Annotated in this window: 12 protein-coding genes; 7 read left to right on the forward strand and 5 right to left on the reverse strand. The window is 46.1% G+C overall.

The window, feature by feature from the left end; all coding sequences use genetic code 11:
• The first annotated feature begins 43 nt into the window (after positions 1–43).
• The 5 genes from ubiG to yfaE all read left to right on the forward strand — a co-directional run bounded on the left by ubiG (position 44) and on the right by yfaE (position 5,593).
• The gene (gene ubiG, locus KDN34_RS08975) at positions 44–754 is read left to right on the forward strand and encodes a bifunctional 2-polyprenyl-6-hydroxyphenol methylase/3-demethylubiquinol 3-O-methyltransferase UbiG (protein ID WP_212593481.1); all 711 of its coding nucleotides are present in this window, start codon (positions 44–46) and stop codon (positions 752–754) included.
• 4 nt (positions 755–758) lie between these two features.
• Positions 759–1,442 (forward strand): HAD family hydrolase, encoded by a 684-nt coding sequence (locus tag KDN34_RS08980; RefSeq protein WP_212593482.1) that lies wholly within the window; start codon positions 759–761, stop codon positions 1,440–1,442.
• A gap of 380 nt (positions 1,443–1,822) precedes the next feature.
• Positions 1,823–4,108 (forward strand): class 1a ribonucleoside-diphosphate reductase subunit alpha, encoded by a 2,286-nt coding sequence (gene nrdA / locus KDN34_RS08985; protein ID WP_212596587.1) that lies wholly within the window; start codon positions 1,823–1,825, stop codon positions 4,106–4,108.
• A 44-nt stretch (positions 4,109–4,152) separates the two neighbouring features.
• A complete protein-coding gene (gene nrdB, locus KDN34_RS08990; protein WP_212593483.1) occupies positions 4,153–5,283 on the forward strand; it encodes a class Ia ribonucleoside-diphosphate reductase subunit beta in 1,131 nt (376 codons plus the stop codon).
• Positions 5,252–5,593 carry a class I ribonucleotide reductase maintenance protein YfaE gene (yfaE, locus tag KDN34_RS08995; protein WP_407695765.1) on the forward strand — a complete coding sequence of 114 codons (342 nt, stop codon included), beginning with the start codon at positions 5,252–5,254 and terminating at the stop codon, positions 5,591–5,593. Before nrdB ends, yfaE begins: the two co-directional genes overlap by 32 nt.
• A gap of 34 nt (positions 5,594–5,627) precedes the next feature.
• Here yfaE and KDN34_RS09000 read toward each other — a convergent pair whose 3' ends face one another.
• A complete protein-coding gene (locus KDN34_RS09000; protein WP_228730299.1) occupies positions 5,628–7,649 on the reverse strand; it encodes an NADPH-dependent 2,4-dienoyl-CoA reductase in 2,022 nt (673 codons plus the stop codon).
• 178 nt (positions 7,650–7,827) lie between these two features.
• Here KDN34_RS09000 and sppA point away from each other — a divergent pair, with 178 nt between their 5' ends.
• Both sppA and ansA read left to right on the forward strand, forming a co-directional pair.
• Entirely contained in the window at positions 7,828–9,681 is a 1,854-nt protein-coding gene (gene sppA / locus KDN34_RS09005) for a signal peptide peptidase SppA (RefSeq protein ID WP_212593485.1), read from the forward strand.
• Positions 9,682–9,775: 94 nt separating this feature from the next.
• A complete protein-coding gene (gene ansA, locus KDN34_RS09010) occupies positions 9,776–10,789 on the forward strand; it encodes an asparaginase (RefSeq protein WP_212593486.1) in 1,014 nt (337 codons plus the stop codon).
• 37 nt (positions 10,790–10,826) lie between these two features.
• Here ansA and KDN34_RS09015 read toward each other — a convergent pair whose 3' ends face one another.
• The 4 genes from KDN34_RS09015 to KDN34_RS09030 form a co-directional block, all read right to left on the reverse strand.
• Positions 10,827–11,108 carry a DUF1315 family protein gene (locus KDN34_RS09015; RefSeq protein WP_212593487.1) on the reverse strand — a complete coding sequence of 94 codons (282 nt, stop codon included), beginning with the start codon at positions 11,106–11,108 and terminating at the stop codon, positions 10,827–10,829.
• Positions 11,105–11,422 carry a zinc ribbon domain-containing protein gene (locus KDN34_RS09020; protein ID WP_212593488.1) on the reverse strand — a complete coding sequence of 106 codons (318 nt, stop codon included), beginning with the start codon at positions 11,420–11,422 and terminating at the stop codon, positions 11,105–11,107. Before KDN34_RS09020 ends, KDN34_RS09015 begins: the two co-directional genes overlap by 4 nt.
• 9 nt (positions 11,423–11,431) lie before the next feature.
• Positions 11,432–12,559 carry a M14 family metallopeptidase gene (locus tag KDN34_RS09025; protein ID WP_212593489.1) on the reverse strand — a complete coding sequence of 376 codons (1,128 nt, stop codon included), beginning with the start codon at positions 12,557–12,559 and terminating at the stop codon, positions 11,432–11,434.
• A gap of 152 nt (positions 12,560–12,711) precedes the next feature.
• Positions 12,712–14,496, reverse strand: a complete 1,785-nt coding sequence (locus KDN34_RS09030; RefSeq protein ID WP_212593490.1) for a DUF885 domain-containing protein — start codon at positions 14,494–14,496, stop codon at positions 12,712–12,714.
• Positions 14,497–14,532: the final 36 nt, after the last annotated feature.

Genomic DNA, 14,532 nt, shown 5'->3' on the forward strand with positions numbered 1-14,532 from the left:
GTTATAATGGTGCGTATTTTTATTTATCTCTTAAGGTATTGCCATGCAAGAAAATGCCAACGTAGACCCTCAGGAAATTGCCAAATTTGAAAATATGGCTGCTGGTTGGTGGGATCCTCAAGGGGAGTTTAAGCCATTGCATGAACTCAACCCATTGCGTCTGAATTATATTGATCTCAAGGCCGGGGGTATTTTTGGCCAGCAGGTTTTGGATGTAGGCTGTGGCGGCGGCATTTTGTCTGAAAGTATGGCGAAAATCGGTGCAAAAGTTACCGGGTTAGACATGGGCCATGAGCCCCTGGAAGTGGCAAAACTTCATGCGCTGGAAACCGGTGTTACCATTGACTATCAACAGCAAACTGCTGAAGAACATGCTATCACTCACCCAGATTTCTATGACGTGGTCACCTGCATGGAGATGTTGGAACATGTACCAGAACCTCAGTCCGTCATTCATGCCTGTTGTAACATGGTTAAACCAGGCGGATGGGTATTCTTCTCAACCATCAACCGCAATCTGATGTCGTGGGTGCAAACTATTGTTGGTGCAGAATACTTACTAAAAATGCTGCCAGTAGGTACACATGTTCATGGAAAGTTTTTGCGCCCATCAGAATTGATCGCCATGGTGGAACATACTGACCTGATCTGTCGCGACGCGTTGGGTATTAAGTACAATCCGATTACAAGTATTTTCAGCTATACCCCAAGTGTTGAAGTCAATTATATGATTGCCTGCCAGAAAGTAGATTAAAACTATGTTGCCAACGACCTACTCTGCACTGCTTTTTGACCTTGATGGCACCTTGGTGGATACGGCGCCCGATCTTATCGCGGCAGTAATGGCGACGTTGGCAGAGTCCAGACTCGAGAGTGCTGCCGATTTCGCTGAACTACGTGCTCAAGCATCAAATGGGTCACTGGCAATGCTCCAGGCAGCAGTGCCACTAGCAGATCAGGCACAGCAGGAATCGCTGAGGCAATTAATGTTGCGGCACTATCAGCAAATAAATGGGTCACAGGCCACACTCTTTGATGGACTTAGCGGATTGCTGTCTATCGCGGCAGAGCGTGGTATAGCACTGGGCGTTGTCACCAATAAACCTGCAATGTATAGCAAACCCCTGCTGACAAAACTCGGCTTGTTGTCGAAACTCAAGTCAGTAATTAGTGCTGATACCACCTGTTTTCGTAAACCTCATCCTGCCCCAATGTTACTTGCAGCGCAGCAGCTCAATGCCGCACCAGAGAATATCTTGTATATCGGTGATGCTAAACGAGACATCATCGCCGCTAAAGCGGCTAGTATGCCTTCCGCCGCTGCGTTATGGGGTTATATTGATGCCAATGACGATCCATTACAGTGGGATGCAGATGTGTTGTTACCGCAACCATCGCATTTGACGACGCTATTAACGAAAAGCCGGATGCCAGATCGTTAACGATCGCTGCATATTTTAGCAATCAAACTTCGATAATCTGTTTGCTTAAATTTTACCCAAAAGCCACTAATCCCCGTATTGACGGCGTTTGCCGCATCTGTCAGGGAAGCAAACTAAAGATATCCACAAGATATGCCCCGAAACGCCACTTGCAAAAAGCCGTCAGCCTCACTATCTTGGTATCTTGTAAACACAAAAACACCACATATTGTGTGTAGGTGACAATCACACCCACTAGTCCATGACTAATAAATGACAGTAGTTTGCCGCTAACAATCCATAAAAACAGCGGTGTACGGTCAGAGCTTGATTGTTGTACAAAGGAAGTTTTGATGGTGTTTGCCATCATCATTAAATATAAAAATCAGGGCCTATCTCCAATGAATAGCAATATGACAGTTACCAAACGCAGTGGCGAAAGAGAGAAAATTGATCTCGATAAGATCCATCGTGTTATCACCTGGGCCGCTGAAGGGCTGGCTAACGTGTCTGTTTCAGAAGTCGAATTGCGGGCGCATCTGCAGTTCTTCGATGGCATACCCACAGAAGCCATCCACGAAACCATCATTAAAGCTGCAGCAGATCTGATCTCTCCTGATTCTCCTGATTATCAGTTCCTAGCTGCCCGCTTAGCTATTTTCCATCTGCGTAAAAAAGCATTTGGTCAATTTGAGCCGCCAAAGCTCGCCGACCATGTCACCAAACTGGTTGAAATGGGCAAATACGATAAGCACATCCTTGAAGATTACAGCCTTGAAGAGCTGAATGTCATGGATGGTTATATTGATCATTGGCGTGATATGACGTTTTCGTATGCTGCAGTAAAGCAGCTCGAAGGCAAATATCTTGTGCAAAACCGCGTGACGCATGAAGTCTATGAGAGTGCTCAGTTCCTCTATATGCTGGTTGCCGCCTGTTTGTTCTCAGGTTATCCGCGCGAAACCCGTTTGCAGTATGTTAAAGATTTCTATAACGCAGTTTCTACTTTTAAAATCTCGTTACCGACCCCGATCATGTCAGGCGTGAGAACTCCAACACGTCAGTTTAGTTCCTGCGTATTGATTGAATGTGGCGACAGTCTCGACTCTATCAATGCCACCTCTTCCGCTATCGTTAAATATGTCAGTCAGCGCGCGGGGATTGGTATCAATGCCGGTCGTATTCGTGCACTCGGCAGTCCAATTCGTGGCGGCGAAGCGTTCCATACCGGTTGTATTCCTTTCTTCAAGCACTTCCAGACGGCGGTTAAGTCCTGCTCACAAGGCGGTGTTCGTGGTGGTGCTGCCACACTGTTTTATCCGTTATGGCACTTGGAAGTCGAATCATTACTGGTGTTGAAAAACAACCGCGGTGTTGAAGACAACCGTATCCGCCATCTGGATTACGGGGTACAAATCAATAAGCTGATGTATCAGAGATTGATCAAGGGTGAAAACATTACGCTGTTCAGTCCATCTGATGTGCCGGGTCTTTATGATGCATTCTTTGCGGATCAGGATGAATTTGAACGGCTATACGTCAAATATGAGCAGGATGAATCGATCCGTAAACGCTCGTTGCGTGCTGTCGAACTGTTCTCATTGATGATGCAGGAACGTGCTTCCACCGGCCGTATTTACATTCAAAACGTCGACCACTGTAACACTCATAGCCCGTTTGACCCTCAGGTCGCGCCAGTACATCAATCAAACTTATGTTTGGAAATCGCACTACCGACCAAACCGCTTAATGATGTTAACGACGCAACTGGCGAAATTGCTCTGTGTACATTGTCAGCATTAAACCTCGGTGCCATCGAAAATCTTGAAGAGATGGAAAAGCTGGCAGACTTAGCCGTTCGTGCATTAGATAACCTGCTGGATTATCAAGATTATCCTATCTTGGCTGCGCGTACAGCCTCGATGAATCGTCGGACGCTGGGTATTGGTGTCATCAACTTTGCCAACTATCTTGCTAAACATGGTGTGAAATATTCTGATGGCAGCGCCAACGGTCTTACCCATCGTACTTTTGAAGCCTTCCAGTATTATCTGTTAAAGGCATCCATGGAATTGGCGAAAGAGAAAGGTGCGTGTCCGTTATTTAATGAAACAACTTATGCGCAAGGCATTTTGCCAATCGACACCTATAAGCGTGATCTCGATAAAATCTGTAGCGAACCGTTACATCTTGATTGGGAAAAATTACGTGTCGATATCAAACAATATGGCCTACGTAACTCTACGCTGTCAGCCTTGATGCCTTCAGAAACTTCTTCGCAGATTTCCAATGCCACCAATGGTATTGAACCACCACGAGGACTCATCAGCGTTAAGGCCAGTAAAGATGGGCAGCTGAAACAAGTGGTTCCCGATTTCGAACAACTGAAGCATCGCTATGAATTATTGTGGCAAATGCCAAGTAATGACGGCTATTTGCAATTGGTGGGGATTATGCAGAAGTTTATTGACCAGTCTATTTCTGCCAATACCAACTATGACCCATCAAAATATGACAATGGCAAAGTTCCGATGCAAACTCTGCTCAAGGACTTACTGACAGCCTATAAGTTGGGTGTTAAGACCCTCTACTATCACAACACGCGTGATGGTGCATCGGATCAGCTTGATGATATCAGTATCGAAAAAGAAGATGACGGCTGCGCTGGCGGAGCCTGCAAAATTTAAGGTTTAACGGGGCCTGATGGCCCCTTTGTTTGGACGAACGCAATATGGCTTATTCAATTTTTTGTCAAACACCCAATGACGCCACTCGTGAACCGATGTTTTTTGGTCAGGCTGTTAATGTGGCACGTTATGATCAACAAAAATATGAACTGTTTGAAAAGCTGATTGAAAAGCAGCTGTCTTTCTTTTGGCGTCCAGAAGAAGTTGATGTTTCTCGGGACAAAATCGATTTTGTGCAGCTACCTGAACATGAAAAACACATCTTTCTTTCTAATCTGAAATATCAGACATTACTGGACTCAATTCAGGGGCGTTCGCCGAACGTCGCTTTTTTACCTTTAGTGTCGATTCCAGAGCTAGAGACCTGGATTGAAACCTGGTCGTTTTCCGAAACGATCCATAGCCGTTCCTACACTCACATTATCCGTAATATTGTGAATGATCCTTCGGTAGTCTTTGGTGATATTGTCGTCAACGAAGAGATCCTCAAACGTGCCACGGATATTGCCGATTATTATGATCACCTGATCCAGCTGACACAGGTTTATCACTTGCATGGCGAAGGTATTTTTAATATTGCCGGTAAACAACTTTCAGTGACCACTCACGATATTAAGAAAGCATTGTACTTATGTATGATGTCAGTGAATGCACTGGAAGCAATCCGCTTCTATGTAAGTTTCGCCTGTTCATTTGCCTTTGCAGAACGCCGGCTGATGGAAGGTAATGCCAAGATTATTCGCCTTATTGCGCGTGATGAAGCATTGCACCTGAATGGTACTCAACACATCATCAATTTGATGCAAGGTGGCCGTGATGACGCAGAAATGGGTGAAATAGCCAAAGAGTGTCAGCAAGAAGCGTACGATCTGTTCCTGCGCGCTGCCGAACAGGAAAAGGCCTGGGCAAAATATCTATTTAAAGATGGTTCAATGATTGGCTTGAACGAAGCGATCCTCAGCCAATACGTGGAATACATTACCAACCAACGGATGAAAGCCGTCAACCTCCCGTTGCCTTACCCAGAACGCAGTAATCCATTACCGTGGATGAAAAACTGGTTAGAAAGTGACGCCGTACAAGTCGCGCCACAGGAAGTGGAAGTCTCCTCCTACTTGGTGGGACAGATAGATTCAGCCGTGGATGAAAATGAGTTCTCAGACTTTGATCTTTAAAAAGCGACCAATCGTGCTGCTGCAAGGAGAACCACTGTTGCTGTGGAATTGGCAGCAACAGCCACAAACTTTGCTGCAGGTGCTGGAAGCTAAAAAAGTGCGAATTTTTTCTGAATGCCGCAGCGGCTATTGTGGCTGTTGTCGCACTAAAATCCGCAGTGGTTCCGTATGTTATCTTACGGAACCATTAGCAGAATTACAGGACGATGAATGTCTACCCTGCTGCTGCATTCCAGAAGAAGATCTAGATTTAGAATTATCCTGTCGTGGCGCAGATATGCCATTGTTAGCAGAAAAATACCGCGCTTAAGCCAGTAAAACCGTGTAGTCAGTCAACCACATGGTCACACCCGCATTGCTAATTCGGCGGCATCACGAATGGCCCGCTTTGCATCAAGCTCAGCGGCAAGTTTAGCACCACCGATAATGTGCACAGGAATACCCAGTTGCGCTAATGCTGGTAACAAGCTGAGGTTCGATTCTTGTCCTGCACAAATGACCACATTATCGCAGGGAATGACTTGAGCCTTGTCTTCCACCATAATGTGCAGTCCTTCACTGTCAAAATGATGGTAACTTACACCTGAAATGGTTTTCACCCCGTGACGTTTTAGCGTCATTCGGTGGATCCAACCGGTGGTCTTTCCCAACGTTTTGCCAGGATTACCCGGCTTACGTTGTAATAGCCAAATCTCCTTTTGTGGCTTTTCGTCAGTCATTTCCGCTAATAGTCCACCGCGATGCGCATATAGAGTGTCAATGCCCCAACGTTGATACCATTTAACCGGTTGCAGGGTGGCTGATTGTTGTTCGGCCAGAAAATGTGCCACATCGAAGCCGATGCCACCTGCGCCGATGATAGCAACACGATTGCCTACTGTTACTTCACCACGCAGTAACGATTGATAGCCGACCACCTTTTCTGAGTCAAAACCGGGAAAATTCAATGCCCGCGGGACGACACCAGCGGCGAGCACCACTTCATCGAATTGCTCCGCAGCTAATGTTTGCACCGTCGCCAATGTATTTAATTTGAGGTCAACGCCCAGATGTTCAAGCTGGTAGCGGAAATACCGTAAGGTCTCACGAAATTCCTCTTTACCGGGAATATTTTTCGCCAGATTAAACTGGCCGCCGATTTCACTGCGCGCTTCGAACAAGGTGACTTGATGGCCACGCTGCGCGGCATACACGGCGAAGGCCATGCCCGCAGGACCGGCGCCAATAACGGCTAATTTTTTGGATGTGTAAGCCCGGATGAAATTTAGTTCGGTTTCATATGCCGCCCGCGGATTCACCAGGCAAGTGGCTCGTTGTAATTTGAAGGTATGGTCTAAACACGCCTGATTGCAACCAATACAAGTGTTGATTGCGTCATCATTGTGCGCCGCAGCTTTGTTAACGAAATCCGGATCAGCCAGAAATGGCCTTGCCATAGACACCATATCGGCCTGACCACTTTCAAGCACTTGTTCAATGACTGCTGGCATATTGATGCGATTAGTCGCTATCAGCGGTACTGATACCTCTTTACGCAGTTTGGCTGTCACCCAGGTAAAAGCCGCACGAGGGACACTGGTGGCAATCGTTGGGATCCTTGCTTCATGCCATCCTATCCCGGTATTAATCAATGTGACGCCAGCGACCTCTAACCGTTTAGCCAGTAATACCACCTCGTCCCAGCTTGATCCCTGCTCCACCAGATCCAACATCGATAACCGAAAAATCACAATAAAATCGCTACCAACGCGGCGTCTTACCTCCTCAACAATGTCTACGGCAATACGACTGCGATTAACAAAATCGCCGCCATATTCATCAGTACGCTGATTCGTGCGACTGCAAATAAACTGATTGATCAGATATCCTTCCGACCCCATGATTTCAACGCCATCATATCCAGCCCTTTGAGCTAAATATGCGCTTTGCCCAAAATCACGAATGGTTTTGCGAACTTGTCTGGCTGACATGGCCCGTGGCGTAAATGGGGTGATAGGTGATTTAAGTTTTGACGGTGCAACCGAAAAGGGATGATAGGCATAACGCCCTGCATGTAACAACTGCATGCAGATTTTACTGCCAGCCTGATGTACGGCATGTGTGACAATACGATGTTTGCCGACTTGCCAAGAAAAACTTAATTGAGTCGCATTGGGTGTTAAGCGACCACGAAAATTTGGTGATATTCCACCTGTAACGATAAGCCCTACACCGCCTTTCGCCCGTTCCCGATAAAATGCCGCGAGCTTTTCAAAGCCGTTTTTTTCCTCTTCAAGCCCGGTGTGCATTGACCCCATGACCACACGATTTTTGAGATGGGTAAAACCAAGATCTAACGGTTGCAACATCAATCTCTGCGCAGTCATCTAAATGCCCTTTTTAAACACTTGTTTTAATCCAGCATAACCTTTGGATTGCGTTAGCTCAAGTAGCCAGTGACCTCGAATAACAACAGTTAATTTGTATCAGACATTTACAAATGAGTTTCGCTCATCTGAGCAAATTCGGTTAGCATTGGCATATTCGATGGAATAAGGAAAGGTTATGTCTGCGAAACCTCTGACAACCAAAAATACACTGATATTGATATGGAATGTCATCAACTTTATTCGCAAATTGGTGCTAAATCTGGTGTTCTTCCCGCTGTTCTTCCTCATCCTGATAGTGTTCACCGTAGCACTATTTAGCAGTGATGAAGTGAAAGTTGACGACGGCTCGGCACTGGTACTGGATCTGGCTGGCAGATTAGTGGATCAGAAGCAGGACATTGATCCCTTGGATGCCATTCTGAAACAACGTCAGGGCCGAGATGCTAATGGCGAACTGCTGCTAAGTGATGTGTTGTATAACATCGACAGCGCGGCCAACGACAAACGCATTAGCGCGCTCGTTTTAGACCTTGGCGATATGGCGCCGGGGGGGATCACCAAGATCCAAACCATTGGCCGCCACATTGAAGCTTTTAAGAAAAGTGGTAAGCCTGTCATCGCGATGGGTAACTATTACAATCAGTATCAATACTTACTGGCAACCTACGCCGATACAATTTATCTCAATCCACAAGGTATGGTGACCGTTGAAGGTCTCAGCAGTTACCGGCAATTTTATAAATCTGCATTAGACAAGCTCAAGATCAACACCCATGTCTTCCGTGTTGGCACCTACAAGTCTGCGGTTGAACCCTTCATTCGCGACGATATGTCTGACGCTGCCAAAGAAGCGAACACTGCATTACTGAATGATATCTGGGATATCTACACGACTACCGCCGCCAAAAATCGAGGTATTCAACCTAGCGATTTTGGTCTCGACTCAACCCGTTATCTTAAAGTGCTGAACGATGCAGACGGCCAGTCAGGACAGATGGCGCTCGATATGAAGTGGGTAGACAAGCTCGCTACTGCCGATCAATTCCGTCAGGCGATGATTAAACTGGTAGGTAAAGCCGCTAAAGGTCACAGCTTCAAGCAGATTGATTACTACGATTATGCCAGCCTCAACGCGCCTGCTACTCCGGTCTTACCACAAGACGGTATCGGCATTGTGGTCGCAAAAGGTAATATTCTGAATGGGAACCAGCCTGCCGGTACTATCGGGGGTGACAGTACTTCAGCGCTACTGCGCAAAGCGCGGTTTGATGACAAAATCAAAGCGGTAGTTTTACGCGTAGACAGCCCTGGCGGCAGCGCATTCGCATCTGAGCAAATCCGTCAGGAAGTGTTAGCATTGAAAGCTGCAGGGAAACCTGTGGTCGTCAGTATGAGCAGTCTGGCGGCTTCTGGTGGATACTGGATCTCAGCCAGTGCCGATTATATCTATGCTAACCCAGCCACCCTCACCGGCTCTATCGGCATATTCGGCATGCTCACCACGTTTGAAGACTCCCTTGCTGCGCTGGGTGTTCATACAGATGGCGTCGCAACCACCGATTGGGCCAATTTATCTGTGACCCGACCGCTTTCAGATGGGGTCAAAGCCGTCATTCAGCGACATATAGAACGCGGATATCATGACTTTATTTCGCTAGTCGCCAAAGAACGGCATATGACATTGGAACAAGTCGATAAAATTGCACAGGGTCGGGTTTGGTCAGGTATCAGAGCCAAACAGTTGGGACTCGTAGACGATTTAGGCGATGAAGACGCTGCCATTGCTAAAGCGGCTGAACTGGCGGGCTTGTCACACTATGATACCCGGGTGATTGAAAAAGAACTGACGCCTGAACAGCTGTTCATGCAAAAGTTATTATCCAATGTTGCCGCTTGGGTACCGCCAAGCATTGCCCACACAAGTGCGGCTCAACAGATACTGACTCAGTTAACCGCAGTGGCACAGGAGTTCGCCTCCTTCGACGATCCCAACAACGTTTACTTATATTGCGATAGTTGCAATTATTAAATAAACGTCAATAAAGCCCGGTTATCCGGGCTTTATTTTTTTTTATTGATATAATTTAGTCTCGATTTTTATAGTAACCACAACGCTGTACCCGATGACTAAAAAAAATATCTATATTGCTTATACCGGCGGCACCATCGGTATGCAGAAAACTGAACATGGCTTTGCTCCTGTGGCGGGTTTTCTGACTGAATGTCTTAACTCAATGCCTGAATTCTTCCGAGAAGAGATGCCGGCGTTTGTATTGCACGAATATTCTCCCGTGATCGACTCTTCCAATATGTCCCCTGCACATTGGCAGATGATTGCCAATGACATAGAAGCAAATTACGACAAGTATGATGGATTTGTGATCCTGCATGGTACCGATACGATGGCTTTCACGGCATCAGCATTGTCTTTTATGCTGCAGGATCTCTCCAAACCGGTGATTATTACTGGTTCGCAGATCCCCCTGTCAGAACTGCGCTCGGACGGTCAAACCAACCTTTTGAATGCGCTCTATATTGCCGCGAATTATCCGGTGGCTGAGGTCTGTTTGTTTTTTAACAATAAACTTTTCCGCGGTAATCGTACCACTAAAGCGCACGCTGATGGCTTTGACGCATTTGCTTCACCGAATTTTCCATTACTACTGGAAGCGGGCATCAAGATCCGTTTGCACGCAGGCACGATTGCTAGCAACGATTCCAAGCCGTTAAAAGTGACCCACATTCACCCGCAACCTATCGGGATAGTGACTTTATATCCTGGAATTTCGAATGAGATTTTTAAAAACATCTTACAGCAACCAGTTAAAGCACTGATTTTATTAACTTATGGTGTTGGTAATGCACCACAAGATCCTGAATTATTGCAAACGCTAAAGCAGGCTCATGATAACGGCATCGTGTTAGTCAATCTGACACAATGTCGCCAAGGCAGGGTTAATATGGGCGGTTATGCAACAGGCAATGCGTTAGCAGAAGCCGGACTTATCAGTGGTTACGATATGACCACCGAAGCGGCATTAGCCAAACTGCATTACCTGTTCTCAAAGGACCTCAGTGTCAGTGAGATCCGAGAAAAAATGCAGCAAAATCTGTGCGGTGAACTGACCAACGATTAATCTCTAAAAATAAGGCCCAGAATTCTGGGCCTTATTTTTACAATTCGTCTTCTTTAAATTCGGCAATCGTGTCACCGCGAAAACGTTTCTTAAGTTCGGCCTTTGAAAGCTCAATCACGGTGCCGTCATTACCGATGGTAAAGTGCTCATGCAGATGCAATCGACGTTGCTGAAACAACATGACCACTTGCAAGGTTGAATCTCGCTGGGCTTCAGACAAGGCACTGCCATCTTCCCATTTACCAGTTTCGGCGGCGCTTTTCAGGCGCTCATAAACCTCAAGCGGCATCTCATCTATGACTTTTAACAGATCGGTCATAACTGTTTCCGTTTATTCAGGATAATACGCACGCGAGTAACCAAATACCCAACAAAACCAAAGGCAAAAAGTACGCCACCGATAATCGCACGAGGACCACTGGCAACCTCACCGCCCCAAAACCACACGACGACACCTGCAATAAAGGCAGTCATGGCAATAAAACTATGGGTCATCAGTCTGCTGGACTTTTCAATCTGCTTGATACGTTGCGCAGAGGAGAGATCGCCATCCAGCGCCGTCTGGCAATGAGGACAAGTTTTAGCTTTGTCAGAAATACGTTTATCACAAATTGGACAAGTAGTCAGAGCCATGCTTCCTCCTTAGCGCAACTTATCTACAACAGCGAGCATCGCAGTTAATGAGGCTTCGCCAAGATGGATACAACGCTCCGGCGACCAACCCAACATGGGATCAGCTAAGTTATCGTTGTCCTTAAATGGCATTTCCAAGGTATTAGAAAGACAATTGAAAGTCTGCGCTACCCAATTTGAACCTATGGTTAAATTGGCTTTTCCCGGTTCATCTTTACCATACCCAAATTCAGTCTGGAAATCGGGACTTATCAGCAATAATGCACTTTCAAAGGCGTTCTGTAGGGCTTGCAATCGCTCCGTCCAATCGGGAATACCCGCACAACCGGCAAGGAACACATAGGGCAAACCTTCATCACCGTGAACGTCATAAAACAGGTCAACACCGGTTTGCTGCATCTTTTGCACGACATAATAGACTTCAGGACTATTTTCTAAAGAAGGTGTCTGCCATTCACGGTTGAGGTTAATCCCCTTAGCGTTAGTACGCAGATGACCACGTACGCTGCCATCCGGGTTCATATTTGGGACTATATAAAAATTCGCTTTATCCAACAGTTGCTTAGCAACTGGATCATCAGGGTCCAACAATTTATATAACAACCCTTCGACTAGCCATTCCGCCATCGTTTCACCAGGATGCTGACGGGCAGTGATCCAGATAGATTTTTTCTCTTCGCTATCATCACCAATTTTTACCAGCGTCATATCGCGGCCATCTAAGGTCAGCCCTAAATGTTCCAGCGATACTTTAGGATGGACCTGCACTGAGCTCAGCAAATCCAAGTGTCGTTCATAACTGTAAGGCGCAAAATATGCTATCTGAATGGCATCGGCATCCAATTCGACGGCAATGCTCAGCTTTCCATCTTGATACTGTGTCGGCAAACGAAACCAGTGTTGGCGATCATAACTGGCGACAGCCTGATAGTTCTCCCAGCCTTTGGGATAGGATGAACTACCAGCATTGACGATGTTGAGGGTGTAACTGTTACCGACATCACCTTCAAAACGAAAGTTAAACCATTGATAGAATTCACCACCTTCGTCCTGACGAATGGCCAGTTGAATATCATCTTTATTTGCCAGGCTTAAAACCTGGATGTTGCCACCATCAAAATTGGCGCTGATCCGCATACAAATTCCTTGATTGTCAGCCGGAATGTTTACTACCGGCGAGCCAAAAATCGCCCTAGGATAAACCAAAATGACAAAGGATTAAATGCAACTTAGCCGATGTGGACAGGAATAAGAAAGGCAGCCTTAGCTGCCCTTTTGTGTTAGTTTAATTATTGCTGCAACATCAACTGGCGGATGTATTTAACCGGTGCGCTGCCATAACTTAGAAACTGTTCATTGAATTTTTCCAGATTAAACGCCTTGCCTTCCTTCGCTTTGATCTCGTCACGCAAATCGTAGATCGCCCGGAAACCGGCATAATAACTGGTGAGCTGTACTTGACTTAATGTCGCCCGACGCCATTTACCCTCAGCCTCAGCCTGTTGCTGGAATGCTTCCTTCGTCATTAGATCCATCGCTTCAGCTTTCGTCATACCCTTCACCTGAATGCTGTAATCGAGGATAGTGTTGCAAATCACCCGCAGGTTCCACTTGAAGTACATCAACCATAGTTCTGGCTCAAAGTTGCCATACCCTTCTTCCAGCATCATTCGTTCCGCGTAAACTGCCCAGCCCTCGATCATGGCACCGTTGCCAAACAGGCTTTTGATCAAACTGGGTGATTTATTGGCGTAAACCAATTGGGCGTAATGACCAGGAATCGCTTCATGGATATTGAGGATCTGAAGCACCCAATGGTTATATTCACGTAGATAACTCTCTGCGGCACTGTCCGACATTCCATCAAGCGGCGTAACGTTGTAATAGGTATTGCCACCTTGTTCATAAGGCCCAGGAGCGCTAACCGATGCGCCGGCAACCCCACCAAAATAGGCAGGAGTTTCACGGACTACCAAAGGTTTATCTTTATCCAATTGCACTAAGTGGTGATCATTGACGAACTGAATTAATTGCGGCAATTGTTGTTTAACTTCAGCAACAAAGTTCTCACGCTTCACATGGTTTACCGACAATTTATCTATCAGCTGCCGAATAGCCTGTTTTTCATCTTTAGGCTTTTCAGTTGTGAAATATTTTGACCACAATTTATCGGTGATCTTCGCCATTTCACCTTGAACTTTTTCCTTATCAATTAATGCCTTTTCATATAAGGCTTTAGCGGTCATACCTGACTGAATATCATAAAAAAACTTTTGCTCATAAAGTTTTTCACCGATACGAAAACTTCTGGCACCCTGCTGCTGCAATTTAATTTCAAGTGTTTTGAGGAAACTGATGTAGCCATTGATTGCAACGTTCGCAGCCGCAAAACGGGTTTTAAACAATTGCTTTTCTTCAGCAGTCAGCCCTGAGTCCGCCGCGGTTTGCAGTAACTCATCTGACAACACTGAAAATGCCCCCTGATTTTGTACAATCGCGAGCTGCGTATGTTCCAGTGTTGGATCGTTGATGTTGGCTTCAGCCGCCTTATAGTAAGCCGGAACATTCTCCAAGCGGGCAAGAGCTGACCTTAACCGAACATCTAACGGCGCATAATTTTCATTGATTATCTGTGCAAAACCACCAGCGACATTGTAACTGGAAGGATCCCATTGCCAGGCTCTAAAGGTATTGATTTCCCATGCAGTACTGGCGAGTTGATTTTCAATCAAGCGGTAATCGATAAGATTAGCTGGCGTTAATGATGCGGTGCTGAAGTGACTCAACAATGTCTGGTACTTCGCGATGAACGCCAACATCTCACGGCGACTAGCCGCATCTGGCACCTGTAAATTCGCATCATATTGGTGATAACCACTATATAACGCGTAGGTTGGCGCCTGTTTCCAGAAATCATCGATAAACTGTTGGCTAAATAATTTGAACTGCTGATTTTGATCGGCGTTAGCTGCAGATATTAGATGTTCACTTTTGGCTAAAGTGCCATCCGACTGACATGCGGTAAGGCCGCCCAATGCAATACTTACCACCAGCGGCAATATCAGTTTATTCATGAAGTTGCTTCCTTTCTTGTACTTTTATTGCGTCCG

The organism is Shewanella yunxiaonensis (assembly GCF_018223345.1).
In the GTDB taxonomy this organism is placed as follows: domain Bacteria; phylum Pseudomonadota; class Gammaproteobacteria; order Enterobacterales; family Shewanellaceae; genus Shewanella; species Shewanella yunxiaonensis.

Coding starts and splice junctions, on each gene's coding strand:
- ubiG (WP_212593481.1), top strand. CDS start 44: ATGCAAGAAAATGCCAACGTAGACCCTCAGGAAATTGCCAAATTTGAA.
- KDN34_RS08980 (WP_212593482.1), top strand. CDS start 759: ATGTTGCCAACGACCTACTCTGCACTGCTTTTTGACCTTGATGGCACC.
- nrdA (WP_212596587.1), top strand. CDS start 1,823: ATGAATAGCAATATGACAGTTACCAAACGCAGTGGCGAAAGAGAGAAA.
- nrdB (WP_212593483.1), top strand. CDS start 4,153: ATGGCTTATTCAATTTTTTGTCAAACACCCAATGACGCCACTCGTGAA.
- yfaE (WP_407695765.1), top strand. CDS start 5,252: ATGAAAATGAGTTCTCAGACTTTGATCTTTAAAAAGCGACCAATCGTG.
- KDN34_RS09000 (WP_228730299.1), bottom strand. CDS start 7,649: ATGACTGCGCAGAGATTGATGTTGCAACCGTTAGATCTTGGTTTTACC.
- sppA (WP_212593485.1), top strand. CDS start 7,828: ATGTCTGCGAAACCTCTGACAACCAAAAATACACTGATATTGATATGG.
- ansA (WP_212593486.1), top strand. CDS start 9,776: ATGACTAAAAAAAATATCTATATTGCTTATACCGGCGGCACCATCGGT.
- KDN34_RS09015 (WP_212593487.1), bottom strand. CDS start 11,108: ATGACCGATCTGTTAAAAGTCATAGATGAGATGCCGCTTGAGGTTTAT.
- KDN34_RS09020 (WP_212593488.1), bottom strand. CDS start 11,422: ATGGCTCTGACTACTTGTCCAATTTGTGATAAACGTATTTCTGACAAA.
- KDN34_RS09025 (WP_212593489.1), bottom strand. CDS start 12,559: ATGCGGATCAGCGCCAATTTTGATGGTGGCAACATCCAGGTTTTAAGC.
- KDN34_RS09030 (WP_212593490.1), bottom strand. CDS start 14,496: ATGAATAAACTGATATTGCCGCTGGTGGTAAGTATTGCATTGGGCGGC.